23 protein-coding genes are annotated in these 26,492 nt (G+C 70.7%); 12 read left to right on the top strand and 11 right to left on the bottom strand.

Features of this window, described 5'->3' with window-relative positions:
• Positions 1–15: 15 nt before the first annotated feature.
• On the top strand, positions 16–2,307 hold the full coding sequence (gene katG, locus BKA10_RS07730) for a catalase/peroxidase HPI (protein WP_183499355.1): 2,292 nt from the start codon (positions 16–18) through the stop codon (positions 2,305–2,307).
• A 66-nt stretch (positions 2,308–2,373) separates the two neighbouring features.
• On the opposite strand, the gene aqpZ is transcribed toward katG, so the two are convergent.
• The 6 genes from aqpZ to BKA10_RS07700 form a co-directional block, all read right to left on the bottom strand.
• Positions 2,374–3,177, bottom strand: coding sequence for an aquaporin Z (gene aqpZ, locus BKA10_RS07725; RefSeq protein ID WP_183499354.1), 804 nt, complete (start codon positions 3,175–3,177; stop codon positions 2,374–2,376).
• An 83-nt stretch (positions 3,178–3,260) separates the two neighbouring features.
• Complete coding sequence (locus BKA10_RS07720; RefSeq protein WP_183499353.1) at positions 3,261–4,562, bottom strand: DUF58 domain-containing protein; 1,302 nt, start codon at positions 4,560–4,562, stop codon at positions 3,261–3,263.
• Entirely contained in the window at positions 4,562–5,491 is a 930-nt protein-coding gene (locus BKA10_RS07715) for an AAA family ATPase (RefSeq protein ID WP_183501110.1), read from the bottom strand. Before BKA10_RS07715 ends, BKA10_RS07720 begins: the two co-directional genes overlap by 1 nt.
• Positions 5,492–5,583: 92 nt before the next feature.
• Positions 5,584–6,741, bottom strand: a complete 1,158-nt coding sequence (locus BKA10_RS07710; protein ID WP_183499352.1) for a DUF4350 domain-containing protein — start codon at positions 6,739–6,741, stop codon at positions 5,584–5,586.
• Entirely contained in the window at positions 6,738–7,373 is a 636-nt protein-coding gene (locus BKA10_RS07705; protein ID WP_183499351.1) for a DUF4129 domain-containing protein, read from the bottom strand. Before BKA10_RS07705 ends, BKA10_RS07710 begins: the two co-directional genes overlap by 4 nt.
• The gene (locus BKA10_RS07700; RefSeq protein WP_183501270.1) at positions 7,370–8,653 is read right to left on the bottom strand and encodes a DUF7847 domain-containing protein; all 1,284 of its coding nucleotides are present in this window, start codon (positions 8,651–8,653) and stop codon (positions 7,370–7,372) included. Before BKA10_RS07700 ends, BKA10_RS07705 begins: the two co-directional genes overlap by 4 nt.
• 171 nt (positions 8,654–8,824) lie before the next feature.
• On the opposite strand from BKA10_RS07700, the gene mtrA reads away from it, so the two are divergent.
• The 5 genes from mtrA to hpf all read left to right on the top strand — a co-directional run bounded on the left by mtrA (position 8,825) and on the right by hpf (position 14,414).
• Positions 8,825–9,505 carry an MtrAB system response regulator MtrA gene (gene mtrA / locus BKA10_RS07695; RefSeq protein WP_194385627.1) on the top strand — a complete coding sequence of 227 codons (681 nt, stop codon included), beginning with the start codon at positions 8,825–8,827 and terminating at the stop codon, positions 9,503–9,505.
• 11 nt (positions 9,506–9,516) lie between these two features.
• Positions 9,517–11,205, top strand: a complete 1,689-nt coding sequence (gene mtrB / locus BKA10_RS07690; RefSeq protein WP_248198879.1) for an MtrAB system histidine kinase MtrB — start codon at positions 9,517–9,519, stop codon at positions 11,203–11,205.
• On the top strand, positions 11,202–12,893 hold the full coding sequence (locus tag BKA10_RS07685; RefSeq protein ID WP_183499350.1) for an LpqB family beta-propeller domain-containing protein: 1,692 nt from the start codon (positions 11,202–11,204) through the stop codon (positions 12,891–12,893). The genes mtrB and BKA10_RS07685 overlap by 4 nt, the downstream gene beginning before the upstream one ends.
• A 91-nt stretch (positions 12,894–12,984) precedes the next feature.
• Positions 12,985–13,641, top strand: a complete 657-nt coding sequence (locus BKA10_RS07680) for a ComF family protein (RefSeq protein WP_183499349.1) — start codon at positions 12,985–12,987, stop codon at positions 13,639–13,641.
• Between the two features lie 110 nt (positions 13,642–13,751).
• On the top strand, positions 13,752–14,414 hold the full coding sequence (gene hpf / locus BKA10_RS07675) for a ribosome hibernation-promoting factor, HPF/YfiA family (RefSeq protein ID WP_183499348.1): 663 nt from the start codon (positions 13,752–13,754) through the stop codon (positions 14,412–14,414).
• 123 nt (positions 14,415–14,537) lie between these two features.
• Here the strand turns inward: hpf and BKA10_RS07670 are convergent, their stop codons facing one another.
• The 3 genes from BKA10_RS07670 to BKA10_RS07660 form a co-directional block, all read right to left on the bottom strand.
• Positions 14,538–15,866, bottom strand: coding sequence for a coiled-coil domain-containing protein (locus tag BKA10_RS07670; protein ID WP_183499347.1), 1,329 nt, complete (start codon positions 15,864–15,866; stop codon positions 14,538–14,540).
• Between the two features lie 71 nt (positions 15,867–15,937).
• Positions 15,938–17,662, bottom strand: coding sequence for a DEAD/DEAH box helicase (locus BKA10_RS07665; RefSeq protein ID WP_183501107.1), 1,725 nt, complete (start codon positions 17,660–17,662; stop codon positions 15,938–15,940).
• Positions 17,663–17,787: 125 nt separating this feature from the next.
• Positions 17,788–18,111, bottom strand: a complete 324-nt coding sequence (locus BKA10_RS07660; protein WP_183499346.1) for a DUF2249 domain-containing protein — start codon at positions 18,109–18,111, stop codon at positions 17,788–17,790.
• A 71-nt stretch (positions 18,112–18,182) separates the two neighbouring features.
• On the opposite strand from BKA10_RS07660, the gene BKA10_RS07655 reads away from it, so the two are divergent.
• From BKA10_RS07655 to BKA10_RS07645, 3 genes are all read left to right on the top strand, one after another.
• Positions 18,183–18,860 (top strand): helix-turn-helix transcriptional regulator, encoded by a 678-nt coding sequence (locus tag BKA10_RS07655; protein WP_183499345.1) that lies wholly within the window; start codon positions 18,183–18,185, stop codon positions 18,858–18,860.
• A gap of 100 nt (positions 18,861–18,960) precedes the next feature.
• Positions 18,961–21,759: a preprotein translocase subunit SecA gene (gene secA, locus BKA10_RS07650; RefSeq protein WP_183499344.1), complete on the top strand. Its 2,799-nt coding sequence runs from the start codon at positions 18,961–18,963 to the stop codon at positions 21,757–21,759.
• Positions 21,760–21,806: 47 nt separating this feature from the next.
• A complete protein-coding gene (locus tag BKA10_RS07645) occupies positions 21,807–23,030 on the top strand; it encodes a pyridoxal phosphate-dependent aminotransferase (RefSeq protein ID WP_183499343.1) in 1,224 nt (407 codons plus the stop codon).
• 5 nt (positions 23,031–23,035) lie between these two features.
• On the opposite strand, the gene BKA10_RS07640 is transcribed toward BKA10_RS07645, so the two are convergent.
• Entirely contained in the window at positions 23,036–23,455 is a 420-nt protein-coding gene (locus tag BKA10_RS07640; RefSeq protein ID WP_183499342.1) for an Rv3235 family protein, read from the bottom strand.
• A 129-nt stretch (positions 23,456–23,584) separates the two neighbouring features.
• Between BKA10_RS07640 and BKA10_RS07635 the strand changes: the two genes are divergently transcribed.
• The gene (locus BKA10_RS07635) at positions 23,585–24,193 is read left to right on the top strand and encodes a hypothetical protein (protein WP_183499341.1); all 609 of its coding nucleotides are present in this window, start codon (positions 23,585–23,587) and stop codon (positions 24,191–24,193) included.
• Here the strand turns inward: BKA10_RS07635 and BKA10_RS07630 are convergent, their stop codons facing one another.
• On the bottom strand, positions 24,194–24,475 hold the full coding sequence (locus tag BKA10_RS07630) for a helix-turn-helix domain-containing protein (RefSeq protein ID WP_183499340.1): 282 nt from the start codon (positions 24,473–24,475) through the stop codon (positions 24,194–24,196). It abuts the gene before it with no gap.
• A 117-nt stretch (positions 24,476–24,592) separates the two neighbouring features.
• Between BKA10_RS07630 and BKA10_RS07625 the strand changes: the two genes are divergently transcribed.
• Both BKA10_RS07625 and BKA10_RS07620 read left to right on the top strand, forming a co-directional pair.
• Positions 24,593–25,222 (top strand): SAF domain-containing protein, encoded by a 630-nt coding sequence (locus tag BKA10_RS07625; protein ID WP_183499339.1) that lies wholly within the window; start codon positions 24,593–24,595, stop codon positions 25,220–25,222.
• Positions 25,219–26,490: a CpaE/TadZ family protein gene (locus tag BKA10_RS07620; protein WP_183499338.1), complete on the top strand. Its 1,272-nt coding sequence runs from the start codon at positions 25,219–25,221 to the stop codon at positions 26,488–26,490. The genes BKA10_RS07625 and BKA10_RS07620 overlap by 4 nt, the downstream gene beginning before the upstream one ends.
• The last annotated feature ends 2 nt before the right edge of the window (positions 26,491–26,492 follow it).

Below are 26,492 nucleotides of genomic sequence, written 5' to 3'. Positions count from 1 at the left end.
CCCGAAAGGAACGCCATGACCGAGCATGACCCGACGACCGCCGGCATCGGAGAGGACGTCACGGACATCGACCAGTCCGTCACCGTCTCGGACGCGGACGAGGCCCGCGTCGAAGAGGCCGCGACCTGCCCCGTCGTCCACAGCCTGCCGCACCCGACTGCGGGTCGCGCGAGCGACGTCTGGTGGCCGAACCAGCTGAACCTGCGCATCCTGAAGAAGAACCCGGCCGTGGGCAACCCGCTGGGCGAGGACTTCGACTACCGGGCAGCGTTCGAGGCGCTCGACCTCGCCACAGTCAAGGCCGACATCGCCGAGACCCTCACCACGTCGCAGGACTGGTGGCCGGCCGACTTCGGCAACTACGGCCCCCTCATCATCCGCATGGCGTGGCACGCCGCCGGCACATACCGTGTCACCGACGGCCGGGGCGGTGCGGGCACCGGTCAGCAGCGTTTCGCGCCGCTGAACAGCTGGCCCGACAACGTCGGCCTCGACAAGGCGCGCCGTGTGCTCTGGCCCGTCAAGAAGAAGTACGGCCGCAACCTGTCGTGGGGCGACCTGATGGTGCTCGCCGGCAACGTGGCACTCGAGACGATGGGCTTCGACACCTTCGGGTACGCCGGCGGACGACCCGACGTCTGGGAGCCGGACGACGACGTGTACTGGGGCTCGGAGACCACCTGGATGGGTACCGACCGGCGCTACTCGAGCGGCGGCGACCGCAGCCTCGAGAAGCCGCTGGCAGCCACCACGATGGGCCTCATCTACGTCAACCCCGAGGGCCCCGAAGGCGTGCCCGACCCCATCGCGGCCGCCCACGACATCCGTGAGACGTTCGCCCGCATGGCGATGAACGACGAAGAGACCGTCGCGCTCATCGCCGGGGGCCACACGTTCGGCAAGACCCACGGCGCCGCGCCCGACACGAACCTCGAGGACAACCCCGAAGCCGCCGGCATCGAGATGCAGGGCCTCGGCTGGAAGAACAACCACGGCACCGGCAAGGGCGACGACCAGATCACCTCGGGCATCGAGGTCACCTGGACGTACCACCCCACCCGCTGGGACAACGAGTTCTTCCACATCCTCTACGCGTACGAATGGGAGCTCATGCAGAGCCCCGCCGGTGCGCACCAGTGGCGTCCGAAGAACGGCGCGGGTGCCGACATGGTCCCGCTCGCCCACTCGGATGGACGGCGCGAGCCCCGCATGCTCACCACCGACCTCTCGCTGCGCTTCGACCCGGAGTACGACAAGATCTCGAGCCGGTTCCGCGACAACCCGCAGGAGTTCGCCGACGCGTTCGCCCGCGCCTGGTTCAAGCTGACCCACCGCGACATGGGACCCATCGAGCGCTATCTCGGTCCCGAGGTGCCGCAGGAGGAGCTCATCTGGCAGGACCCGGTTCCCGCCGTGGACCACGAGCTGATCGACGCGGCCGATGCCGCCGCCCTCAAGCAGCGGATCCTCGACTCCGGCCTCACGATCGGCGAGCTCGTGGGCACGACCTGGGCCGCGGCGTCGTCGTTCCGCGGCAGCGACAAGCGGGGTGGCGTCAACGGCGCCCGCATCCGCCTGGCACCCCAGAAGGACTGGGAGGCCAACAACCCCGCCCAGCTGCAGAAGGTCCTCTCCGCGCTCGGCGACATCCAACTCTCCTTCAACACGGACCAGGCCGGCGGCAAGAAGGTCTCCCTCGCCGACCTCATCGTCCTGGCCGGCAACGCGGCCGTCGAGAAGGCTGCGCAGGATGCCGGGGTCGAGGTCGAGGTGCCGTTCCACGCGGGTCGCACCGACGCGTCGCAGGAGCAGACCGACACCGACTCGTTCCAGTACCTGGAGCCGGTCGCCGACGGCTTCCGCAACTACCAGGGCGTGCTCGCCGAGATGCCTGCGGAGTACCACCTCATCGACAAGGCCAACCTCCTGACGCTCTCGGCGCCCGAGATGACGGTCCTCGTCGGCGGTCTCCGCGTGCTCGGCGCCAACTGGGACGGCTCGTCCTACGGCGTGTTCACGGAGCGCCCCGGTGTGCTCACGAACGACTATTTCGTGAACCTGCTCGACCTCGGTACGACGTGGAAGCCGCTCGACCCGGGCTCGCACGCGTTCGAAGGCCGCAAGGAGGGCTCGGGCGAGGTCGTCGGCCGCGGCACCCGCGTCGACCTGCTGTTCGGCTCGAACTCCGAGCTGCGCGCCCTCGCCGAGGTGTACGCCTCGGACGACGCCACCGAGAAGTTCGTGCGCGACTTCGCGGCAGCGTGGGGCAAGGTGACCGAACTCGACCGGTTCGACCTGCACCGCTGACCCGGTACGCAAGCCGATGGCCCTGCTCCCTCTGGGGGGAGCAGGGCCATCTTCCGTCGTGCGAGGTCAGGCGGCGGCGCGGCTGTCGAAGAGCGCCTTCTGCAGGAACCCGGCCAGCAGCGCGCCGACGATCGGGAACACGATGAACACCCACAGCTGCCCGAGGGCGTCGACACCGCCGTAGATGGCCGCCGCGATCGAGCGCGCCGGGTTCACCGACGTGTTGTCGATGGGGATGGATGCCAGGTGGATCAACGTGAGCGTCAGACCGATGGCGATTCCCGCGTTCGCCGTGCCGCGGGTCTTGTGCGTGACGCCCAGGATCACGAGCACGAAGATCGCGGTGAACAGGATCTCGGCCGTGATCGCCGCGCCCAGGCCGAACCCGCCGGGGGAGTGCTCGTCGAAGCCGTTGCTCGCGAAGCCGGAGTCCTGTGCGGACGACAGCCAGCCGGTCGGGCCGAACATGCCGATCAGCACGATCAGGGTGGTCCCGACGGCGCCGCCCACGATCTGCGCGATGATGTAGCCGATCGTGTCCTTCCACGCGAACCGGCCGGCGGCGGCCAGGCCCAGCGTGACGGCAGGGTTGAAGTGGCCACCCGAGATCGGACCCCACGCGTACACGCCGACCAGGACGGTCAGGCCGAAGGCGAGTGCGACACCGAGGAAGCCGACGCCCAGCGAGCTGCCGTTCGCGCCGGTGCCGAAGTCGGAGGCGAACAGGGCGGTGCTGAGAGCGCCGAAGACGAGCACGAAGGTGCCCATGGCCTCGGCGGCGAGCTTGACCCCCGTCGACGGGCCGGGCGGGGGTGTGTGCGCCACGGGGGTGGGTACTGCGGGCCGGTCAGGAATCGGATCATTGCTCATGGAGCGTCCTTTCGCGTACGCGGAGCTGTCGGGCTGATTCTGCCCCCGATCTGGTCCGAAATGCGGGAGGACGCACGGAAGAACTACAGCTGTCCGGCCGCCTTCAGTGCGAGATAACGGTCCGCGATGCGCGGCGGGAGGTCCTCAGGGCCGGCGATCACGGCATCCGCCCCTGCCCGGGCAACCGCGGCGGCGACGACCGCAGCCTCGCCCTCGGCGCGCTCGGCCGCGGCGAGTTCGTAGACTTCGGCGGCGTCGCGCGGCGCGGGACGGTGCGTCTCGGCGGTGGTCACGCTCCCGACCACGACCCGGCTGCGGGCGGTCAGCGCGGGCAGCGAGCCGAGGAAGCCGCGAGCGGCCTCGGGCGCATCCTGCGCGGTGAGCAGCACCACCAGCGACGGCCGCGTGGTCAGTGCGCGCACCTGCGCGGTCACGGCATCCCAGTCGGTGTCGATCAGCTGCGGCTCGACCGGTGCCATCGCGTCGACCAGCGCCGGCAGCAGGGCAGTGCCGTCGACGCGGGTCACCCGCGCACGCAGCACCCGGTCGACCATGACGAGGTGCACATGGTCGCCGGCGCGCGCCGCGAGCGCCGCCAGCAGCAGGGCCGCCTCCATCGCGGCATCCATCCGCACGCCGTCGCCGACCCGCGTCGCCGCCGTGCGCCCGGTGTCGATGACGATGACGACGTGCCGGTCGCGTTCGGGACGCCACGTCCGGAGCATCGTGGTCGTCGATCGCGCCGTGGCGCGCCAGTCGATCGAGCGGACGTCATCGCCGCGCACATACTCTCGCAGGCTGTCGAACTCGGTGCCCTGGCCGCGCACCTGCACGCTCGTGTTGCCGTCCAGCTCGCGCAGCCGCGCGAGCCGCGACGGCAGGTGCCGGCGGGCGGTGAACGGCGGCAGCACGCGCACCGCGCCGGGGGCGTCGAGCCGGGCCTGCCGGCCGGCGAGGCCGAGCGGCCCGTCCGAGCGCACGACCACGAACGCACTGCGCAGCTCCCCGCGCCGCCGGGGATGCAGGCCGATCGGCACCGCCCGGCGCTCGCCCGGCGGCAGGTCGATGCGCGGCCGCTCGGCGGGTGCGCCCGCGGTCGGCTGCCACGCGTCGCGGATGCTCCCGCGCAGGCGATGGATGCCGGTGTTGCGCAGCAGCAGGGTCGACTCCACCGGCTGACCGCGCAGCGCGCGGGCGGGAATGCGGCGCTCGGCGCTCACCCGACGCGGGTCGGCGGCCCGCAGCACGTCGAACCCCGTCGCGAGCGCGCACAGCAGCACCCAGACGCCGACGACCGCCCACGCCGAGAGACCCGTCGCCGACAGTGCGAGGACGGGGATCACCCCCAGGCCCAGGGCGAGCGGGAGCCGGCCGGTGACGTACATCAGATGGGCACGCGGGTCTGCTGCCGCACCGACGAGAGGATCGCGTCGACCGAGACCGCTTCGAGCTCGGCCTCCGGTCGCAGGCGCAGGCGGTGCCGCCACGTGGGCACCAGCATCGTCTGCACGTGGTCGGGAGTGATCGCCGGGTAGCCGCCCAGCCACGCCCAGGCCTTCGCCGCGGCCAGCAGCGCGGTCGAGGCACGAGGGCTCGCGCCCAGCTGCACCGAGGGCGACTGCCGCGTCGCGCGGGCGAGGTCGACGACATAGCCGAGCACGTCGTCCGAGACCGTCACGGCCGCAACCGCCCGCTGGGCCGCGTGGATCTGGGCGGCGTCGACCACGGCGTGGAGTCCCGCCGCATCCAGATCCCGCGGCGTGAAGCCGTCGGCGTGGCGGCGCAGCACCGCGACCTCGGCATCGCGCTCGGGCACGTCGACGACGAGCTTCAGCAGGAACCGGTCGAGCTGCGCCTCGGGGAGCGAGTAGGTGCCCTCGTGCTCGACGGGGTTCTGGGTCGCCGCCACCAGGAACGGATCCGGGAGCGGTCGCGACACGCCGTCGGCGGAGACCTGTCGCTCTTCCATCGCTTCGAGCAGCGCCGCCTGCGTCTTGGGCGGCGTGCGGTTGATCTCATCGGCCAGCAGCACATTCGTGAAGACCGGACCGCGGCGGAACTCGAACTCACCGGCGCGCGCGTCGTAGACCAGTGACCCGGTGACATCGCCGGGCATGAGGTCGGGAGTGAACTGGATGCGAGTCGTGTCGAGCCCGATCGCCCGGCTGAACGCCCGCACCAGCAGCGTCTTGGCGACCCCGGGCACGCCTTCCAGAAGCACGTGGCCGCGTGCGAGCAGGGCGATCAGCAGCCCGGTGACCGCGCCGTCCTGCCCCACCACGGCTTTGCCGACCTCGAGCCGGACACGGTTCATCGCATCGCGCAGGTCGCTGTCGGCGGGGCTCCCGGGTGACACGGCGGTGCCGGCGTTCACGGCACTGGAGGTGCTCTCGGGTGTGTCAGGGCTCACGGGCGGGGTCCTTTCGGGACGGCTGTCGGGGAGACGGCGAGTTCGAGGTCGCGCAGTTGGTCGGCGAGGTCGACGAGGTCGCGGTCGGTCTGCGGGACGCGGCCGATGAGGATGTCGGCCACGGTTCGCGGATCGGTGCTCAGACGTGCGGCGACGGCATCCACTGTCTCGCGAACGGATGCCGCCGGCCCCAGGCTCAGGCGGCGCGCGAGTCGTCGCAGCGCGGCGATCCGCAGCGCATCGGCGGCGTGGGAGGGGTCCCCCGAGCGCGCGTAGAGCCGTGCACGGCCGGCGGTGGTCTCGTCGGCGCGGACCGTCACGGGCAGGGTCTCGGCGACGAGCGGACCGAAACGGCGTCCCTTCCAGACCGCGGCGGCGAGGGCGGCGACGATCAGCAGGACGATCGCGGGGGTCACCCAGTCCGGGGTGAGCTCGCCGACCGTCGCGAACTCGTCGCTCGCATCGTCGAGCGCATTCGGCACGTACCAGACCAGGTGGCCGTGGCGGCCCATCAAATTGAGCGCGAGGGAGGCGTTGCCGTCGTCGGCGAGGTGCTGGTTCGTGAACAGCACCGTGCCGTCGACGGCGGAGATGCGTCCGGATGCCGTGTCATCCACCAGCAGTCCGTGACCGCCGCCGGAGGGATAGCAGGCGATCGCGCCGGCCGGTGCGGTGAAGGTCGCACCGGGCGAGATCGCACCGGCACGCTGCGCGTCCGGCAGGTTGCAGCCCGGATCGACCCGGCCGTCGCCGATGCCCGCCGGTGCGGCGCCGTCGAACAGCACGCGCATGTCGCGGGCGCGCGGATCGACGAGGATCACGTCTGCCGCCAGGCCTGTCAGCGACACGAGCGCCTCGTCCGAGAGCACCGTCGCATCGGTGAGCACGAGGGTCGAGTCGGCTCCTATCGCGGCGACGGCCACATCGAGGCTGTGGGCGCTCTCGACTTCGACCCCCCGATCCTGCAGGATCTGCACCACCGCGCGGCTGCCGTCGGGGCCCACGCTCTCGGGGTCGAGCAGACCCTGGGCGGGCAGCTGCGCGATGCTGGAGATCACTGCGACCGCCGCGGCGACCACCAGCAGGACCACGCCGACGACGACCCATCCGCCGGCCGCGCGACGGCGGACGGGTGCGCTCGTCAGGACGGTCATGCCGAGACCGCCTCGGCCGTCGCCCGGGTGAGGCGGGTGTCGAGTTCGACGAGGTCGCGGTAGATCGCCGCGGAGCCGTGGCGTCGCAGGTAGCGGACATCGTCGAACGCGTCGGCGGCCCGGTGGAGGGCCGGTCCCGCATCGGGGAACAGCTCGGCGGCGGCGTGCGCGAACCCGTGCACGGTCGTTCCCGGAGCAGGGTCGAGCAGGGTGCGCTCCTCGAGGTCCCGTGCGAGCGCCCGGAAGCGGAGCACGATCGCTTCGTCCCAGTCGCCGGTCGACGCCGCCGCGTCGGCGTCGCGCCGGAGCTCGGCCGCCGACCGTCCCTCCTCGTGGCCGAACAGGTGCGCCGAGGCGCGCGACCGGGTGATCGAACGCGGACGACCCCAGATGAGGACGGCGACGACGATGATCGCCACGACGACGAGCACCACGATCGACGCCAGCCAGGGGCCGAATGCGGGAGGCAGTTCACCCGAGAACAGGTCCATGACGAACTCGCCCACGGCCCGCGCGAATCTGTCGAAGGGGGTGGGTTCTGTCACCCGGTAGATCTCTTGGGCCAGTTCGTCCTGCGCCCATTCGCGGGCCTGATCGCCGTCCGGGGTGAGCGGGAGCGCGACCGCGATCACGACGGCCCGGGCTGGCCGCCGGGCGGAGTCCACCGGGTCGGCGAAGGAGCAAGCGTGGCGTCGACGGGCTGCTGCCCAGGCGTGGGGAATCCAGGCGGGGGCTGCGCCGCGCCGGGTGTCGGCTGGATCCCGCCCGGGTACGGGACCGGCGGGGCCGGGTACGACTGCCCGGGAAAGGCGCCCGGCGCCGGGTGGCCGGGGGGCCGATACCCGGCAGGCGGAAAACCGCCGCGCGGCGCGATCCGGCGGCCGATGTGCGCCCGATAGGGATCGGGGAGGCCTTCGGCACCGGCATCCCGCTGATCGACGTAGGCGAGCAGATCGAGATCCAGCCCTTCGTGCCGCATCCGGCAGTCGATGTAGATGAGCGCCGTCGCCGTCGCCTGGACGACGAGAGCCATCGCCTGGATCAGCAGCACGACGACCTGCGTGGCCAGCGACCCGACGATCAGCGCGATCAGCGACTGGATGTCGGGGTCGCCCGTGGGGGAGAGCACACTGGTCACCGCGACCGACACGAGCGAGAACGGCAGGCTGACCATCTGCGCGAGGAAGCTGAAACTCAGCGACACGATCACGACGATGCCCAGGCTCGACCAGAACCGGCCGCGCGTGAGCACCCACGATCGGACGATCGCGCCGCGGATGGTGGCGTGCTCCATGACGATCGTGGCCGGCACCAGCAGTAGTTTGACGGTCAGCCACAGCCACAGTGGGATCGCAGCGATCAGCAGCAGCACGCTGAGCACGATCACGAGGGGCAGCAGCGCCTGCGCCAGCAGCAGGAGCAGTCCGACCAGGACGCCGGCGACGACGGCGATCGCCAGGGTCACCAGCAGGGTGTAGCCCACCAGCCGCCAGGCGACGGGCTTGACCCGCCGCCACACCCGGCCCAGCGTCAGCTTCTCGGCCACGACCGCGTGGGAGACCTCGGAGACCACGACACCCTGCACGATGACCCCGAGTGCGCCGGCGGCCAGGCTCAGCACGATGGAGACCACGCCGATCAGCGCGATGGAACCGGCCATGACGGTGTCGAATTCATCGCTGCGCGGATCGAGTGTCGCCAGCCGCGACAGCGCGAACACGCTCGCCCCGACGATCGCAGCCGTCACGACCAGAGTCGCGACCGTCTGAACGACCAGCGCGAATCCGAGCAGCACGCGCGGGTTCTGACGCAGCGCGGTGAAGGAGCGGCCGAGGATCGTCCCGAATCCCAGCGGGCGCAGCGGGATGATTCCGGGCCTGGGCGCGGGCGTCCACGTCGGGTAGGCCGTCACGGTGCCCTCCTCGCAGACTCGGCGTGGCTGCTCCTATCGTTCCACACCCTGCCGGCGGGGAAGCGAACCTCCACAGGGACTCGGCTCGTCCGGCGCTCATGTCGGATACTGTGGGAACGGCGCTCGTGTGGCGCGCCGGCATCCGCCGTATCCGAAGGACGAATTGGATCTATGGCCTCGCGCATCCTGGTGGTCGACGACGACACCGCTCTGGCTGAGATGATCGGCATCGTCTTGCGCACCGAGGGGTTCGAGACGGTGTTCTGCTCCGACGGCGCCAAGGCGCTCGAGGTCTGGAAGGACGAGCGGCCCGAGCTCATCCTGCTCGACCTCATGCTGCCGGGCATGGACGGCATCGAGATCTGCACCCGAATCCGCGCCGAGTCGGGTGTGCCGATCATCATGCTCACCGCCCGCACCGACACCGCCGACGTCGTGCGCGGTCTCGAATCGGGCGCCGACGACTACATCGTCAAGCCGTTCAACCCCAAGGAACTCGTCGCCCGCATCCGCACCCGGCTGCGGCCGGCCAGTTCACCGGCCGGCGAGACCCTGCGCATCGGCGACCTGAGCGTCGACGTGGCCGCGCACGAGGTGCGCCGCGGCGACGACATCATCGCCCTCACGCCGCTCGAGTTCGAGCTGCTCGTCGCCCTGGCATCCAAGCCGCAGCAGGTCTTCTCCCGGGAGATGCTGCTCGAACAGGTCTGGGGCTACCACTACAAGGCCGACACCCGACTGGTCAACGTGCACGTGCAGCGGCTGCGCGCCAAGGTCGAAGTCGATCCCGACAATCCCAAGATCGTCACGACGGTGCGCGGCGTCGGGTACCGCGCCGGCGTGGTGGTCTGACGCCGCACACCGTGCCTGCGCCGACCGTCACCGTCACCGCCGCCAACCGCGCCATCGTCACCGACTGGCGGGACTGGCGGGCATGGCCCGACAGGCTGACCCGCTCGTGGCGCCGGTCGCTGCGGTTCCGCACGGTCGCCCTGACGCTGGGACTGACCGCGCTGACCATCCTCGTCGCGCTGGTGTGGATGGCCCTGGCGATCCAGAACGACCTCTTCGATTCGCGCGCGCAGCAGGTGCAGTCCGCCGCCGGCCGCGCCACGCAGTCGGCCCAGACCACGTTGGACGCGGCCGTGATCGAAGGCGATCCGGTGGCGCTGCAGATCCTCATGGACCGGGTGCGCGAATCGCTGCGCCGGCAGGCGGGCACCGACATGATGGCTGCGTTCCGGATCTCGACGCAACCGTCGGCGATCGCACCGCAGGACTTCGTGGCCGGGGAGTTCACCGATGCCATGCTGACCGACGGACTCCGCGAGACCGTCCGCGGCGAAGCGGGACAGCAGTGGTGGCAGTCCATCGGCATCCCGACCGACGAGGGCGATCTGCCGGGCATCGTGGTCGGCCAGCAGATCATCGTGCCCGAGACGGGCGCCTATGAGCTGTACTTCGCCTATGATCTCGCCTCGGAGGCGGCGACGCTGCAGTTCGTGCAGGTGACGCTGTGGGTCGTGGGCGCGGCGCTCGTGGTGCTCATCGGCGCCGTCTCGTGGTTCGTCCTCCGATCGGTCACCGTGCCGATCGCGCGGGCGGCCGAGACCAGCGCGAAGCTCGCGGCGGGTGAGCTCGAGGTTCGCCTCCCCGTGCAGGGAGAGGACGAGTTCGCGACGCTGGGCCGCTCGTTCAACGCGATGGCCGACAGCATCGAGAGTCAGATCAAAGAGCTCGCAGAGCTCTCGCTGGTGCAGCAGCGGTTCGTGTCAGACGTGTCGCACGAGCTGCGCACCCCGCTGACCACGATCCGGCTGGCATCCGACATGCTCAACGACCAGCGCACCGAGTTCGACCCGACCACCGCGCGCGCCGCTGAACTGCTGCACGCTCAGGTCGAGCGTTTCGAGACGCTGCTGACCGACCTGCTCGAGATCAGCCGCTACGACGCGGGCTCGGTCCAGCTCGAGGTCGAGCCGACGAGCCTGGCGCAGCTGGCCGAGGACGTCATCGCGTCGATGCAGCAGGTCGCCGAGCAGCACGGCACCGACGTGCGGATGGTCGCTCCCGGCGGGTATTCGCCGGTGGACATGGATCCCCGGCGCGTGCGGCGCGTGGTGCGCAACCTGCTCGGCAACGCCATCGAGCACGGTGAGGGCCGTCCGATCGTGGTCACCGTCGACAGCAACCAGCAGGCGGTGGCACTGGGCGTCCGCGACTACGGCCTGGGGATGAGCGCGGAGGCCGCCGAGCGGGTGTTCGACCGGTTCTGGCGGGCCGACCCGTCGCGCAAGCGCACCCTGGGCGGCACCGGTCTGGGGCTGTCGATCGCGCTCGGCGACGCGCGCCTGCACAGCGGTGCGCTCGAAGTGTGGTCAGAGCCCGGTCGCGGCACGAACTTCGTGCTGACCCTGCCGCGGCACGAGGGCGGTCTCGCAGGCGCGTCGCCGATCCCGCTGGATCCCGGCGACGACGGCGCACCGCTCGAGGACCTCGGGCACACCCAGCCCATCGACATCCCTGACGCCGCGTTCGGAGGCCGCTCATGACCCGCCGTCTGCGTGCGATCGTCGTCGCCGGTCTGGCATCGCTCGCGCTCGTGCTGTCGGCGTGTGCGGGACTGCCGGTGAGCGGCCCGGTCAACGCCGGTCAGCCCGTCACCGACGACGGCGGGCAGGGCGACGTCTCGTTCGTTCCGGCGGGACCTGCACCCGACGCCACCCCGGCGCAGATCGTCGAGGGCTTCATCGCGGCGGGCTCCGGTCCTCGTGGGAACTGGTCCACGGCACAGGACTTCCTCACCGACCAGGCGCGGGAAGTGTGGAAGCCGCGGGCGGGAGTCACGATCTACGAATCGGGGTCGCGCCGGCTGACCGAAGCGAGCGAGGGTCAGATCACCGTCACGATCGAGCTCGAGGCGACGGTGGATGCCACGGGCGCATACTCGGTTGCCGGTGAGGGCGAGACACCGTTCCTGTTCCAGCTGGAACAGGTCGACGGCCAGTGGCGCATCTCGCAGGCTCCCGACGGGATCATCCTCGACGAGAACCGATTCCAGTCGGTGTTCCACAACTACGAGCTGATGTACTTCGACGCGTCCTGGTCGCGCCTGGTCCCCGACACGCGGTGGTTCCCGCCCTCGACCGCGGTCACCGACATCGCCGTCGCACTGGTCGACGGCAGTCCGACGCCGTGGCTGCTCGACGCGGTCGTCACCGCGTTCTCGCCCTCGGTCGGTCTCGCCCAGCGCTCGGTGCCCGAACGCTCCGGCGTCGCAGAGGTGTCGCTGGGCGCGTCGGCGCGTGGTCTCGACCAGCAGATGCTCGACCGCATGCAGACGCAGCTGGAGGAGAGCCTCGCCACGGCCGGCATCGTCAGCGTCGACATGCTGGTGGACGACCAGATCCTGGTCGCCGAGGCGGTGCCGGTCGCCCGGATGGGCATCGACAGCCGGCCGCTCGTGCTCACCGAGGATGACTTCGGGTACCTGTCGGGCACCCAGATCGAATCGATCGTCGGCCTGTCGGATGCGGTGCTCGGTGTCGACGCCGAGTTCGGGGCCACCGCGATCGAGCTGAACGCCGGTCGCGAGACGGCAGCGGTGAGGAACGGCGCGGGCGGCGTCGTGCGCGTCCGGGCGGACGGCACCGTGAGCGAGGTCAACAGTCGCAGCGGCCTGATCGCCCCGACCATCGACCCGTTCGACCACATCTGGACGGTCCCCGCCGATGCGCCCGCAGCGGTGGTCGCCGGTGCGTCCGACGGCAGCTTCGTCGAACTCGCAGGCGCCTGGCCGGGCGCGACGAGCATCTCGGCGATGCACGTGTCCCGCGACGGCACACGCGTCGCCGCGCTCGTGCTCGACGGCACCCAGCCTTCGGTGTGGGTGGCGGGCATCGTGCGCGACGAGCGCGGTGTGCCACTGGAACTCGGCGAGGTCAAGCTCCTCGCACAGCTGCCGGGGACCGGTGTCGATGTCGCCTGGCTCGACGGCAAGACCCTCGCCGCCGCGGGCGTCGTCGGCGAGCAGGGCTTCGTGGTCCAGATCCCGGTCGGGGGCCCGGCCACGCAGCTGCGGGCGCCGGTCGACGTCACGACCGTGAGCGGCGGCAACCAGCCGGGCGCGGTCCGCCTCCGCAGCGAAGCGGGGAACCTGTACGTGCAGCGCGGGGTGTCCTGGCAGCACCAGGCGTCTGAGATCCGCGTGCTCGCGTCGCAGCAGGGCGCGCTGAACTGACGTCTCCTCCCCAGGGAGTCGGTCGCGCGGGTTGTCCACGGATTCTGCGAACGCCCGTCCACCGGCATCCATCGGCAGAGACGATGAGTGGATGCCGGTGCCTCTCGAGTCCCGGGTGTCGACAGCTGTCCGCGCCTCGCTCGCCGAAGCGCTCTCGCTCGTGTTCCCGACATGGTGCGCGGGATGCGATGAGCTCGACGTGTCGCTGTGCGGGGCGTGCGCCGCAGCGCTGCAGCCGCATCCGGCCGCGCGACGCCTCGACGGCTTCGAGGTGCGCAGCGCGCTCCCGTTCGACGGGGTGGCTGCGCGCGTCATCCGCGCGTACAAGCAGGAGGGGCGGACGGGGCTGGCCCGCCCGCTGGGGGCGGCGCTGGCCGCGGCCGTCGGCACGGTCGACGCGGACACCGTCATCGTGCCGGTGCCGTCCTCCCGCGCGGCGATTCGCCGCCGCGGCTACCGGGTCGCCGAGCTGCTGGCCCGGCGCGCGGACCTCGCACCGCGCCGGCTGCTGCATCCCGCCGCCGTCGCCGCCGATCAGCGTGAGCTCGGCCGCGAAGCCCGTGCCGCCAACGTGCACGGCACCCTGCGTGCGGGTCCGGTGGCCGGGCTCAGGGTCATCGTGGTCGACGACGTCGTGACCACCGGGGCGACCCTGAGCGAGGCCGTGCGGGTGCTTCGCACGGCCGGGGCAGACGTGCTGCGCGCAGCAACAGTGGCCGCAACCGCACGCCGTTCTCCCGCCGCGTGAATTGTCCCGGCACGCGGCGCGTGACACTTGGTGCCCGGCGGGCTACGTTGGGGGGACAAGGCGAACGAGGTCCGCCCTTGACCGGGTGGACCGGAACAAGGAGGTCAGGGATGGAAACCAGCATCGTCGGCGTGGGCGTGAACATCACGGATCGATTTCGGTCGGTCGTGGAGGAGAAGTCCAGCCGCATCGCGACCCTCGCCCCCCGTGCGCAGAGTCTCGACATCAAAGTCACCCATCGCGCGTACCACAACGGCACCCGTGAGGACGAGACGGTCGAGCTGACGCTCACCGGCAAGGGCCCCATCGTCCGTGCCGAAGCCGTCGACGGCGACAAGTTCGCCGCACTCGACCTGGCCGTCGACAAGATGGCCGAGCAGCTGCGGCGCGCCAAGGACAAGCGCGTCGACGCCCGCAACCACCCCCGCGGCGCCAAGCTCGAGAAGGGCAGCGGCACGCTGACGGGGATCGACGTCCAGCCTGCCTCGGTCGACATGATCCGGGCGGTCGCCACCGGTGAGATTCCTCTGATCACTGGCAACGAGGAGGAAGCGGACTACACGCCGGTCGTCATCCGCACGAAGCGGTTCGACGCCGAGTGGATGCCGGTGGAAGAAGCGGTCGACCGGATGGAGCTGGTCGGCCACGACTTCTTCCTGTTCATCGATGCGCGCACCGACCAGCCGAGCGTCGTCTACCGGCGCAAGGGCTGGGACTACGGTGTGATCTCGCTCACGACGACGGCTGCGCCCACCGCGGAACTCGCGTCATAGCACGGTCGCAGAGGTGGATGCCGGGGCTGAGTCCCGGCATCCATCCTGAGTGCCGGCATCCACGCTGAGGCGCCACGGCACACGGCCGATCTCACGATCGGGCCGGCAACCGGCCGCCGATCGTCAGTCGAAGATGCCGTCGAGGATGCTGCCGATCACGAGCCCGCCCAGGATCCCGCCGACGAGGTCGTTCCCGCTGCCGCGTCGCCCGCCGCCGCCCGCACCCCAGCCGCCCTGATCGCGGTCGTGCGGGCGGGACTGATCGATGTCGCGCTGTGCGTACTGCAGTGCCTCCGCAGCCAGCAGAGCGCACCGGCGTGCATCAGCGAGGACTCGTTCGCGCACCTCTTCGGGGATCGCCGCGGCGACGACGGTGCCCAGATCCAGCCGGAGACGCTCGGCCTCGGCGAGCCGGGTGCGCGCCTCGGCCCCGATCCACCCGCGGTGGCCCGAGATCACGCTGCGCGCCACGCCCAGCTGGCGATCCGCATCGTCCAGCGCATGCCGCACGTGCGACTCGGGGATGACCGGCCGCGCCGCGCGCTCCCGTGCGGCGTCGACTGCGGCATCCAACGCCGCATTGGCCTGTCGCAGCGAGGTGAGCTCACCGAACGGATCGGGCTTCTCGCCGACCGGGGTCAGCTCGTCCAGTGCGGTCTCCAGAGCCGTCATCGCGGCCGCCACGGTGGGGACGTCGGCGACGTCGCGGGCCGTGACCAGGTCTTCGCGCGAGTCGTCGACGATCGCCGCGAGCGTCGACTCGGCGCGCAGCGCCTCCACCTCGAACTGGTCGACCGCGTCGATCAGCGTCGTGGCACGGCGGACCGCTTCGATCGCCGTCTCGAGGGCCAGATTGGCCTGTTCGCGCTGACCGGCCTCACGGCGATCGGTGGACACATCGGCGCCGTGCAGCGCGAACTCGATCAGCTGCCCGGCTTCGGACGCGTTGCCCGAGACCTTGCGCAGCGCCGTGGAGGAGTACCGCATCGCAACCCGGTCACTCGTCGCCTGCGTGCGCGGCAGCCGGCCGCGCAGGTGCTCGGCGTCGCGACGGATGCCCGCGATGATCTCCGGCGCCCGGCGGGCCCGCTCGATCGGCGCGGCGAGGGCCGCCGTGCGGTCGTCGAGCAGGTCGTCGGCCCACCGGCACAGCTGGATGATGCGCGCGTTGCGCGTGCGCAGCTCCTCCGAGGTATCGGGGATATCGTCGTGGTTGAGTTGATTGAGCTGGAAGGCCTCGCCGAGGTGCTGGCGCACGGCCGTCAGCGCTGCCCGGAGGTCGGACGTGGCATCCTTCCCCAACTCGATCTCCGCATAGGCGAGCTCGTCCGACACGAGTCGCACGCGCTCGTCGGTCGAGACGAGGGCGGCATCCGCCTGCCGCGTCAGTTCGGCGTCCTGCGCCAGCTGCTGCTCGGTGTCTCGCTTGCGCTTTCCCCAGAATCCGGCCATGGATCGATCCTAGGTCGCCCCCGATCGGCGCCGGCTGTGGGGACGCCCAATGCCGGGTGGCGGATGCCGGTTCAGCGGCCGTAGCGGTCCTGACGGGGCCCGCGGGAGCCACGATCGTCCCGCCCGCTCCCGCGCTCCTCGCGCGGCCCGCGGCGACCCGGGGCACCGGTGTCGAGCCGGAGTTCGATGAGCTTGCCGGAGATGCGGGTGTCGGAGAGGCGCTCGAGCGTGCCGCGAGGGAGGTCGGCGGGGAGTTCGACGAGCGAGAAATCGGGGCGGATCTGGATCGCACCGAAGTCGTCGCGACGCAGGCCCCCTTCGTTGGCGAGCGCGCCGACGATCTGGCGCGGCTCGACGCGGTGCCGTTTGCCCACCGCGATGCGGTAGTTCGCGAACCCGGCGCGGGGCTGACGGTCGCTTCGCGCTCCGCGCTCGGGCCGGTCGCCGCGGTCGTTCCGCTCGAAGCGCTCCCGACGCTCCGGCTCGGGCTCCGGCTCCAGCAGCAGCGGTGTGTCGCCCTGGGCGACGGCGGCGAGCGCGGCGGCGACGTCGACCTCGGGGACGTCGTGGTGCGACACGTAGTGGGCGACGATGTCGCGGAACCGTTCGACGCGGTCGGTGTCGCCCAGCGCCGCGGTGATGCGGTCGTCGAAACGGGCCAGCCGCGTCACATTCACCTCGTCGACACTGGGCAGCTGCATCTGCGTGAGCTCTTGACGCGTCGCGCGCTCGATCGCCTTCACGAGACCACGCTCGCGCGGCGTCACGAAGCTGATCGCGTCGCCGGTGCGGCCGGCCCGGCCGGTGCGCCCGATGCGGTGCACGTACGACTCGGTGTCGGTGGGGATGTCGAAGTTGACGACGTGGGAGATGCGCTCGACGTCGAGGCCGCGCGCAGCGACGTCGGTCGCGACGAGGATGTCGAGCTTGCCCGACTTGAGCTGGTTCACGGTGCGTTCGCGCTGCACCTGCGCGACATCGCCGTTGATGGCGGTGGCGGAGTAGCCGCGGGCCCGGAGCTTCTCGGCCACCTCTTCGGTGGCGCTCTTGGTGCGGGCGAAGATGATCATCGCCTCGAAGTTCTCCACCTCGAGGATGCGGGTGAGGGCGTCGATCTTCTGCGGGAAGGAGACCATCAGATAGCGCTGCGTGATCGTCGACGATGTCGTCGTCTTGCTCTTGACTGTGATCTCGGCGGGATCATGCAGGTACTGCTGTGAGATGCGGCGGATGGCGGCCGGCATCGTGGCCGAGAACAGGGCGACCTGCTTGTCGTCGGGGGTGTCGGCGAGGATCGTCTCGACGTCCTCGGCGAAACCCATCTTGAGCATCTCATCGGCCTCGTCGAGGACGAGGTACTTCAACTCGGAGAGGTCGAGCGTGCCCTTCTCCAGGTGGTCCATGATGCGGCCCGGGGTGCCGACGACGATGTGCACGCCGCGGCGCAGCGCCGACAGCTGCACGCCGTAGCCCTGGCCGCCGTAGACGGGGAGGACATGGACGCCCTTCAGATGCGAGGCGTACTTCTCGAACGCCTCGCAGACCTGCAGGGCGAGCTCTCGCGTCGGCGCCAGCACGAGCGCCTGCGGGCTCTTCTGCGATACGTCGAGCCGGTCGAGCACGGGCAGGGCGAACGCCGCGGTCTTGCCGGTTCCGGTCTGGGCCAGACCCACGACATCGCGCCCCGCGAGCAGGGTCGGGATGGTCGCGGCCTGGATCGCCGAGGGCGTCTCGTAGCCGACATCGCGGAGCGCTTTGAGCACTGCATCGCCCAGCCCGAGGTCGGCGAACGTCATCGTGGCGGGCTCGCTGGGGGCCTCGACATCGACCTGGTCTTCGGATGTGGTCACGCTTCAGACTAATGCGCGACCGCTGGGAGTCGACAGGTGATGCCCGGCGCGTGCGCCCGGTGCCGAGCGGATCAGGCGGCGCGGCGGATCAGGATGCGCCAGCGCTCGGGACCGCGCTCGTGGTACTCCGTGGCGTACGCATCGCCGTGGCGCCGCGCCAGCTGGTTCAGCAGCGGCACCGGGTCGTGCGTCGCCGAGATCACCATTGCGCCGCCGCGGCTCAGTGACTCGATCGCACCGAAGATCGAGGCGTGCCGGATCGCGTGGGGGATCGTCTGCACGTCGAGCACCGGAATGTCATCGTCGTGCTCGCCGCACGCGCACCCGCTGCCCTGATCGACAGGACGCTGCTCGACCGCTTCTTCGCGTGAGCGGTGGATCTCGATTCCGGCCATGACGGCTCCTGTCTCTCAGGCGGCGGTGTCGCCGCAGACTTCCTTGTCCCGAGTTTATTACACTTGAACCCGTGGAAAATATCTCCCGTTCCGATGTGCCGCGACGCACGGCATCCACCGGCCGCCGCCACTCGTCGACCCGAGAGATGCTGCTGCGCATGGTCGAAGCGCAATCGGCCGGCGTGTCGACCACTGCGCTGGCACAGTCCGCGGGCCTGCACGAGAACACGGTGCGTGGTCACCTCGAGCACCTCCTGGAGGACGGCTACCTCACGCGCGAGCGCGAGCCGGCGGCGGGCCGCGGCCGGCCCGCGTGGCTCTGGCACCCGGTGACGCGCGATCCCGAATCGCCCTACGCCGCCCTCGCGAGCGTCCTGGCGGGTACCCTCGCCCGCACGAGCGTCGACCCCGTCGCCGACGCCCGCGAGGCAGGCCGGGGGTGGGGACGCGAGATCGGCGCGGGGCTCGATCGCGAAGTGGATGCCGGATCCGCCCGGCGGGCGGTGGTCTCCGTCATGCGCGATCAGGGCTTCGCGCCCGACGACACCGGCGGAGCCATCGTCCTGCGCCGCTGCCCGCTCATTCAGGCCGCTGCGCGGCACACCGATGTCGTCTGCGCCGTGCACCTGGGAATGATCGACGGCGTGCTGCACGCGATCGGACGCGACGACCGCGTCGGCCTCGTGCCGTTCACGGGCCCGAGCCAATGCACCCTCCTCATGCGGGCGGCGAACACACAGCCATCCTGAAGGTCACGGACGGATAACATGGAACGGTGTGTCTGTGCGCGACTGCGCCGGCACCGGCCGGCGCGGGTCGTCGGCCGAACCCGACAGATGGAGATCCTCCGTGGCCAACCCCCTCGAGAAACTGCTTCGCGCCGGTGAAGGACGCGTCCTTCGCAGGCTCCAGCAGGTCGTCAAGGCCGTCAACGCCCTTGAAGAGGACTACGCGCAGCTGACCGACGAAGAGCTGCGCGGCGAGACCGCCGAGCTGCGTGCGCGCCACGAAGCCGGCGAGACGCTCGACAAGCTCATGCCCGAGGCCTTCGCGGCCGTGCGCGAGGCAGCCAAGCGCACGCTCGGCCAGCGGCCCTACGACGTGCAGATCATGGGCGGCGCGGCCCTCCACCTCGGCAACATCGCCGAGATGAAGACCGGTGAGGGCAAGACGCTCACCGCGACCTTCGCGGTCTACCTCAACGCGATCGCCGGCAAGGGCGTCCACGTCATCACCGTCAACGACTTCCTCGCGTCGTACCAGTCCGAGCTGATGGGCCGTGTGTATCGCGCCGTCGGCATGACCACCGGCACGATCGTCTCCGGCCAGACTCCGGCTGTCCGCCGTGAGCAGTACGCCGCCGACATCACCTACGGCACCAACAACGAGTTCGGCTTCGACTACCTGCGCGACAACATGGCGTGGCGTCAGGAAGACCTCGTCCAGCGCGGCCACTTCTTCGCGATCGTCGACGAGGTCGACTCGATCCTCATCGACGAGGCGCGCACGCCGCTGATCATCTCAGGCCCCTCGTCGGGCGAGGCGAACCGCTGGTTCGTCGAGTTCGCCAAGATCGCCCGCACCCTCGAGGCCGGCGTCGACTACGAGGTCGACGAGAAGAAGCGCACTGTCGGCGTGCTCGAGCCCGGCATCGAGAAGGTCGAGGACTACCTCGGCATCGACAACCTGTACGAGTCGGCCAACACGCCGCTGATCTCGTTCCTCAACAACTCGATCAAGGCTCTCGCGCTCTTCAAGCGCGACACCGACTACGTCGTCATGAACGACGAGGTCATGATCGTCGACGAGCACACCGGTCGCATCCTGGTCGGCCGGCGCTACAACGAAGGCGTGCACCAGGCCATCGAGGCCAAGGAGTCCGTCCCGGTCAAGGCCGAGAACCAGACGCTCGCGACCGTGACCCTGCAGAACTACTTCCGCCTGTACGAGAAGCTCGCCGGCATGACCGGTACCGCCGAGACCGAGGCGGCCGAGTTCATGTCGACGTACAAGCTCGGGGTCGTGCCGATTCCGACGAACCGCCCGATGGTCCGCAAGGACCAGTCCGACCTGGTCTACAAGAACGAGCAGGCAAAGTTCACCCAGGTCGTCGAAGACATCGCGAAGCGCCACGCGTCGGGTCAGCCGGTGCTCGTGGGCACGGTGAGCGTCGAGAAGAGCGAGTACCTGTCGCGGCTGCTCGCGAAGAAGGGCATCAAGCACGAGGTCCTCAACGCGAAGAACCACGCGCGTGAGGCCGAGATCGTCGCGCGCGCCGGGCGCCTGGGCGCCGTCACCGTCGCCACCAACATGGCCGGCCGAGGCACCGACATCATGCTCGGCGGAAACGCCGAGTTCCTCGCCGTGCAGGAGATGAAGGCCCGCGAGCTCGACCCGGTCGAGACCCCCGACGAGTACGAGGTGGCGTGGACCGAGGTCTACGCCGCGATGCGCGACCTCGTCGCCGAGGAGAGCACGAAGGTCGTCGAGGCCGGTGGCCTCTACGTGCTGGGCACCGAGCGTCACGAGTCGCGCCGCATCGACAACCAGCTGCGCGGACGATCCGGTCGTCAGGGCGACCCCGGTGAGAGCCGCTTCTACCTGTCGCTCACCGACGACCTCATGCGCCTGTTCCAGTCGGGCGCCGCCGAGGCGATCCTGGCGCGCACGAACTTCCCCGACGACGTCGCGATCGAATCGGGCATGGTGTCGCGGGCGATCAAGAGCGCGCAGGCCCAGGTCGAGGCGCGCAACGCCGAGATCCGCAAGAACGTCCTCAAGTACGACGACGTCCTCAACCGCCAGCGTGAGGCGATCTACGCCGACCGCCGGCAGATGCTCGAGGGCGACGACCTCTCCGAGCGCGTGCAGCACTTCGTCGAAGACGCCGTGGGCGCCGTCATCGAGGACCACACCTCGAACGGGCACACCGAGAGCTGGGACTTCGACGCACTGTGGGCCGAGTTGAAGACGCTCTACCCGGTCGGTGTCACGATCGACGAGGTCGTCGCCGAGAGCGGCAGCAAGGGCCGGGTCACCGCCGAAGGACTCAAGCGCGAGATCGTGTCGGATGCCAGGATCGCGTACCAGAAGCGCGAGGAGACCCTCGGTGAGCCGGCGATGCGCGAGCTCGAGCGCCGGGTCGTGCTCCAGGTTCTCGACCGCCGCTGGCGCGACCACCTCTACGAGATGGACTACCTCAAGGACGGCATCGGCCTGCGCGCGATGGCACAGCGCGACCCGCTGATCGAGTACCAGCGCGAGGGCTACCAGATGTTCCAGGCCATGATGGGCCAGATCAAGGAGGAGTCGGTCGGATTCCTCTACAACCTCGAGGTCGAGGTCCGTCAGACCGAGGGCGGGCAGGTCGAGGCCAAGGGCCTGACCACCCCGAGCGTCGAGACTCAGAAGCTCCAGTACACCGCGGCCAACGACGCCGGTGAGGTGGAGGTGCGCAATGAGCGCGGCCAGGTGCAGCAGGCGGCCACGAGCAAGGTGCGTGCCGCGGCAGCGGCGGCCGGCGCCCCCGAGCAGCCGGCCGCCGAGCCCCAGCGCGGAGCGTTCGGGCAGGCCGTCCAGGGCGGGGCTGACAGCCAGGCGGCGCCGCAGAACCGCGCGCAGCGCCGGGCGCAGGATCGTCGCAAGTAGCCACGAACGGTCGATTGGCCCGGCCGCGGCGGAGATATCCTGAACGGATGAGTCCCCGCATCCTCGACCAGTCATCCAAACTCAAGGACGTCCTCTACGAGATCCGTGGGGCCGCCCTGGTCGAGGCCGACCGGCTGCAGGACGAGGGCCACGCGATCCTCAAGCTCAACACCGGCAACCCGGCGATCTTCGGGTTCGAGGCGCCGTTCCAGATCGTGCGCGACATGATCGAGGCGGTGCCCCACGCGCACGGCTACAGCGACAGCCGCGGCATCATGTCCGCACGCCGCGCGGTCGTGTCGCGGTACGAGGAGGAGCCCGGCTTCCCTCAGTTCGACCCCGACGACGTGTACCTGGGCAACGGCGTCTCAGAGCTGATCACCATGACGATGCAGGCGCTGCTCGACGAGGGCGACGAGGTGCTCATCCCGGCGCCCGACTACCCGCTGTGGACGGCGATGACGAGCCTCGCCGACGGCACTCCCGTGCACTACATGTGCGACGAGAGCAACGGGTGGATGCCGGATCTCGACGACATCCGGGCCAAGATCACCCCCGCGACCAAGGCCATCGTCGTCATCAACCCGAACAACCCGACCGGCGCCGTCTACTCGCGCGAACTGCTCGAGGGCATCGTCGAGATCGCCCGCGAGCACGACCTGCTGCTCCTGTCGGATGAGATCTACGACCGCATCCTCTTCGACGACGCGTCGCACATCCCGCTGGCCACCCTCGCGCCGGACCTCCTCTGCCTGACCTTCAACGGCCTCTCCAAGACCTATCGCGTCGCCGGCTACCGGTCGGGGTGGATGGTCATCACCGGTCCGAAGAAGCACGCAGCCGGATTCCTCGAAGGGATCCAGCTGCTGGCATCCACTCGCCTCTGCCCGAACGTGCCCGCGCAGTTCGCCGTTCAGGCGGCACTCTCGGGCGTGCAGTCGATCGACGCGCTGATCGGTCCGGCGGGGCGGCTGCACGAGCAGCGGGATGCCGCGTGGGAGACGCTCACCGCCATCCCGGGCGTCACGTGCGTCAAGCCCGCCGGGGCCCTGTATGCGTTCCCGCGGCTCGACCCGGACGTGTACGACATCCGGGACGACGGCAAGCTGGTGTACGACTTCCTCGTGGCCGAGCACGTGCTCATCGTGCCCGGGACGGGGTTCAACTGGCCGACTCCCGATCACCTGCGGATCGTCACGCTGCCCGAGGCCCGCGTGCTCACGGAGGCGATCGAGCGGCTCGGCAACTTCCTGTCGTCGTACCGGCAGTAGTCCGGTCAGAGCAGCGCGAGGGACGTGGCGCGCCAGCGCGAGTCCCAGCCCTCGAGGCGGATCGCGATCGCCCGGGTGCGCGCCGGTCCCGCGACGATCACGACGGCCTCGACCACGCCGTCGGCCGGTGTGTCGCGATGCACCGATAGCACTCTGTGCACGGGCATGGTGACGCGCACGCCGCGCGCGCTGCGTGCGCGCGCCGCCAGGTTCGCGCGGGTGACCAGCGCGCGGAAGGCATCCTCGCCCAACCACCTCGCCAGCTGGTCCACTTCGCGTGCGCCGGCGAGCACCTCGAGCACGCCGATCGTCAGATTCTTCAACAGGGGGTCCGGATCGGGCAGCTCTTGGGTCGTCGTGCGCTGGGGAGCGAAATACTCCGCAGCGGCGAGTCCGGAGCCGCGCGCAGCCCGTTGCGCAACCATGCGTAGCCTCTCTGGAAGGGATTTCCGTGGCCCCGAGTAGAGCACAACCCTTCAGCCGCTCGCATGAGAATCCTCCAACCTGTGGATGAATGCGGCGCGCCTGGACCGGATTCGTCTACCGTCTGCATGGTGCAGTGGGACCGATTCTTCGAAGACCTCGAGGACCAGCTCGACTCCGAGTGGGAGGCCGAGCGCGCCGCGCTCGACACCGAGGCCGAACGTCTGCGGCTGGCCCGGCTCAGCCTGCGTGAGCGCCTCGTCTCCCATCTCGGTGACCGCGCCGAATCGGTGCCGAGCATCGGGCTCGTCGACGGCACCGCGCTGGCCGGGAGGGTGACCGCCGTCGGAGCCGACTGGCTGGCGCTGGCCGGTGCGACGCGCCGCGGGGACGGTGCCGTGGTGCCACTGGCATCCATCGCCACGATCGGCATGGCGCAGACCGATCTGCTCCGCAGCGCGCGGGGCGACGCGGCCCACCCCCGTCCCAGGCTCGCCGAGCGGATGACGCTCGGCTTCGTCCTGCGCGACCTCGTCCGCAAGCGCGCGCAGGTCACGGTGTCGGTCGCCGGCGGCCTCGAGTTGTGCGGGACCATCGATCGCGCGGGCGAGGACCACCTCGACCTCGCGCTGCACGAATGGGGCACACCCCGGCGCGGCGAGCTGGTCTCGGGGTATCGCATCGTCCCATACGCAGCCGTGCTCAGGCTCCGGATTCAAGCTCCGGTGCGCCTGGGGTGATCAGTCGGGGTTGCGGACGGTGCCGCGGCCCCACAGCTCGGGGAAGCTGGCCGCATTGGACTCCCGCCATAGCGCGAACCTGCGGGCCTCCTCGGCCTGGTCGTCGAGGTATGCCTCGACACTGGGCGCCTCGATGCGCCACCGCGCCGGGCGGCCCACCTTCGCGCCGCGCAGCCTGCCGTCGACCACCAGCGCGACGACTTCGTCGACGTCGAGCTGCAGTGCGTCGGCGACCTGAGCGGGCGCGAGCATGCGCACGTCCTCCGCGGGCGTTTCGGGCATGTGGCCATTATCCGTCCGCCACACGACATCCGTCACGCACGACGCGACAGCCTGTGGATAAGCCGCCCCTGTGGATAACCTCCGACGTCTCAGCGGGCTCTGGGCCACGATGTTCGCATGACCGCAGAAGGTGCCGCTCGTCCCCGTCCGCGCGCGTTCTGGTCGGACGCGCGCTTCCTGCTGGGGGTGGTCCTCATCGTCGCCTCGGTCGCCGGGGTCTGGCTCGTCGTGGCCACCGCACGACAGACCTCGCCGGTGTTCGCCGCCGCGCGCACGCTCGTCCCCGGTGACACCGTGGTCGCCGACGACCTGCATGTGGTCGAGGTCGCCCTGGGGGCCACTGCCGAGACCTATGCGACTCCCACCACGCTCGAGCCCGGCGCGGTCGCCGTCCGAACGATCGAGGCCGGTGAGCTCGTGCCGCTCACCGCCATCGACGACGCCGAGCGGGCGGTGACCACCACCATCAGCCTGCGCAGCGCGGGGGAGGTGCCCAGCGCGGTGGCCACCGGCACCGTGGTGGAGATCTGGGCGGCGCCGCAGCTCGAGCGGGGCGAGTTCGACACCCCACGCATCCTGGTGCCGTCGGCGACAGTCGTCTCGGTTACCCGCGACGACTCGATGATGGGCACCTCCGGCACAGCGCTCGAGGTCGTCATCGACCGCGCCGCTGTCGCGGACGCGCTGGCAGCGATCGCCGCCGACGCCCGGTTGTCCGTGGTGCCGACGGCGGGGAGTGCGCGATGAGGGTGGTCGCCGCGGTCGACGGTGCGCGCGGCCGTGCCCTCGTGGAGCGCCTGCGCGCCGACGACGTGGACGTGCGGACGATGGTGGATGCCGGGGCGCCGGCCGGTGCGGTCGCCGACGCCATGGCGGGTCCCGAGGCCGCCGAGCTGCTGGCCGAGCTGTCCCGCGCCGACCTGCTGATCGTCGAAGCCGACAGGTCCACCCTCACCGCCGAGCTGGTGCGCGCCTGCGACCGGTTCGGCGTCAGGGTCGCGCCGCTCTGCGAGCGCGACGCCGATCGCCGCCTGGCGGCGATGTTCGGACTGGCGTCGTTCCCGTTCGAGGTGGCTGCGGCCGATCTGCTGGCTCCGGTGGCATCCGACCCCGGGTCGAGCACGCCCGCCGGGCGCGGACGCGTCATCGTCGTGTGGGGGCCCGAAGGTGCGCCGGGGCGGACCACGATCGCCGTGGAGCTGGCGTGCGAGCTCGCCCGCGACGGGCGTCACGTGGGGCTGGTGGATGCCGATTCCCACGCCCCCGCGCTGGCGCTGACCACGGGGCTGCCTGACGAGGGGCCTGGGTTCGCGGCGGCGTGCCGGCAGGCCGAGCGCGGTGCGCTGACGGTCACCGAACTCGATCGCATCTCCACATCGCTCGGCGACGTGGACGTGCTCACCGGCCTGAACCGGCCGGGTCGCTGGCCGGAGCTCGGCGCCGAGCGGGTCCGTGCGGCCCTGGATGTCTGCCGGGACTGGGCCGACGACGTCGTCGTCGACGTGGCCGCTTCCCTCGAGCGCGATGAGGAGATCGTGAGCGATCTCGACGGACCGCGCCGCAACGCCGCCACTCTCGCCGCGCTCGGCAGTGCGGACGTGGTCGTGGCCGTCGTGGCGGCGGATCCGGTCGGTGTGGCGCGGTTCGTGCGCGGGTACCCGGAATTGCGCTCCCTCGTCGGGGCGGCACCGGTGCGCGTCGTGGTGAACAAGACCCGCCCGGGCGCCCTCGGCATCGATGCGCGCGGTCAGGTGCGGCGCGCACTCGAGCGTTTCGTGGGCGTCAGGGACGTGTGGTTCGTGCCGTGGGACGCCAAAGCGGCCGACGCCGGGCTGCTGGCTGCGCGGCCTGTCGCGCACACGTCCCCGCGATCGTCGCTGACCGCAGCCGTGCGTCGCTTCGTCGGCGAGACGGTGGCGCCGGCCGAGCGGGTGGCGCCGGTCCGTCGCGAGCGGCAGCGCCGGAGCCTCGTGGCGCGACCGGCGCGGGCGTCCTCCCGCGTCGCGGCCCCGTAGGC

Source organism: Microbacterium invictum (assembly GCF_014197265.1).
GTDB classification, from domain to species: Bacteria; Actinomycetota; Actinomycetes; order Actinomycetales; family Microbacteriaceae; genus Microbacterium; species Microbacterium invictum.
Note: the sequence above shows the minus strand (reverse complement) of the source record. Positions and strands in the feature narration are given on the sequence as shown.

Bases quoted from the DNA above. Each gene is read 5' to 3' on its own strand.
- katG (WP_183499355.1), top strand. From the start codon at position 16: ATGACCGAGCATGACCCGACGACCGCCGGCATCGGAGAGGACGTCACG.
- aqpZ (WP_183499354.1), bottom strand. From the start codon at position 3,177: ATGAGCAATGATCCGATTCCTGACCGGCCCGCAGTACCCACCCCCGTG.
- BKA10_RS07720 (WP_183499353.1), bottom strand. From the start codon at position 4,562: ATGTACGTCACCGGCCGGCTCCCGCTCGCCCTGGGCCTGGGGGTGATC.
- BKA10_RS07715 (WP_183501110.1), bottom strand. From the start codon at position 5,491: ATGAACCGTGTCCGGCTCGAGGTCGGCAAAGCCGTGGTGGGGCAGGAC.
- BKA10_RS07710 (WP_183499352.1), bottom strand. From the start codon at position 6,741: ATGACCGTCCTGACGAGCGCACCCGTCCGCCGTCGCGCGGCCGGCGGA.
- mtrA (WP_194385627.1), top strand. From the start codon at position 8,825: ATGGCCTCGCGCATCCTGGTGGTCGACGACGACACCGCTCTGGCTGAG.
- BKA10_RS07685 (WP_183499350.1), top strand. From the start codon at position 11,202: ATGACCCGCCGTCTGCGTGCGATCGTCGTCGCCGGTCTGGCATCGCTC.
- BKA10_RS07680 (WP_183499349.1), top strand. From the start codon at position 12,985: ATGCCGGTGCCTCTCGAGTCCCGGGTGTCGACAGCTGTCCGCGCCTCG.
- hpf (WP_183499348.1), top strand. From the start codon at position 13,752: ATGGAAACCAGCATCGTCGGCGTGGGCGTGAACATCACGGATCGATTT.
- BKA10_RS07670 (WP_183499347.1), bottom strand. From the start codon at position 15,866: ATGGCCGGATTCTGGGGAAAGCGCAAGCGAGACACCGAGCAGCAGCTG.
- BKA10_RS07665 (WP_183501107.1), bottom strand. From the start codon at position 17,662: ATGACGTTCGCCGACCTCGGGCTGGGCGATGCAGTGCTCAAAGCGCTC.
- BKA10_RS07660 (WP_183499346.1), bottom strand. From the start codon at position 18,111: ATGGCCGGAATCGAGATCCACCGCTCACGCGAAGAAGCGGTCGAGCAG.
- BKA10_RS07645 (WP_183499343.1), top strand. From the start codon at position 21,807: ATGAGTCCCCGCATCCTCGACCAGTCATCCAAACTCAAGGACGTCCTC.
- BKA10_RS07640 (WP_183499342.1), bottom strand. From the start codon at position 23,455: ATGGTTGCGCAACGGGCTGCGCGCGGCTCCGGACTCGCCGCTGCGGAG.
- BKA10_RS07630 (WP_183499340.1), bottom strand. From the start codon at position 24,475: ATGCCCGAAACGCCCGCGGAGGACGTGCGCATGCTCGCGCCCGCTCAG.
- BKA10_RS07625 (WP_183499339.1), top strand. From the start codon at position 24,593: ATGACCGCAGAAGGTGCCGCTCGTCCCCGTCCGCGCGCGTTCTGGTCG.
- BKA10_RS07620 (WP_183499338.1), top strand. From the start codon at position 25,219: ATGAGGGTGGTCGCCGCGGTCGACGGTGCGCGCGGCCGTGCCCTCGTG.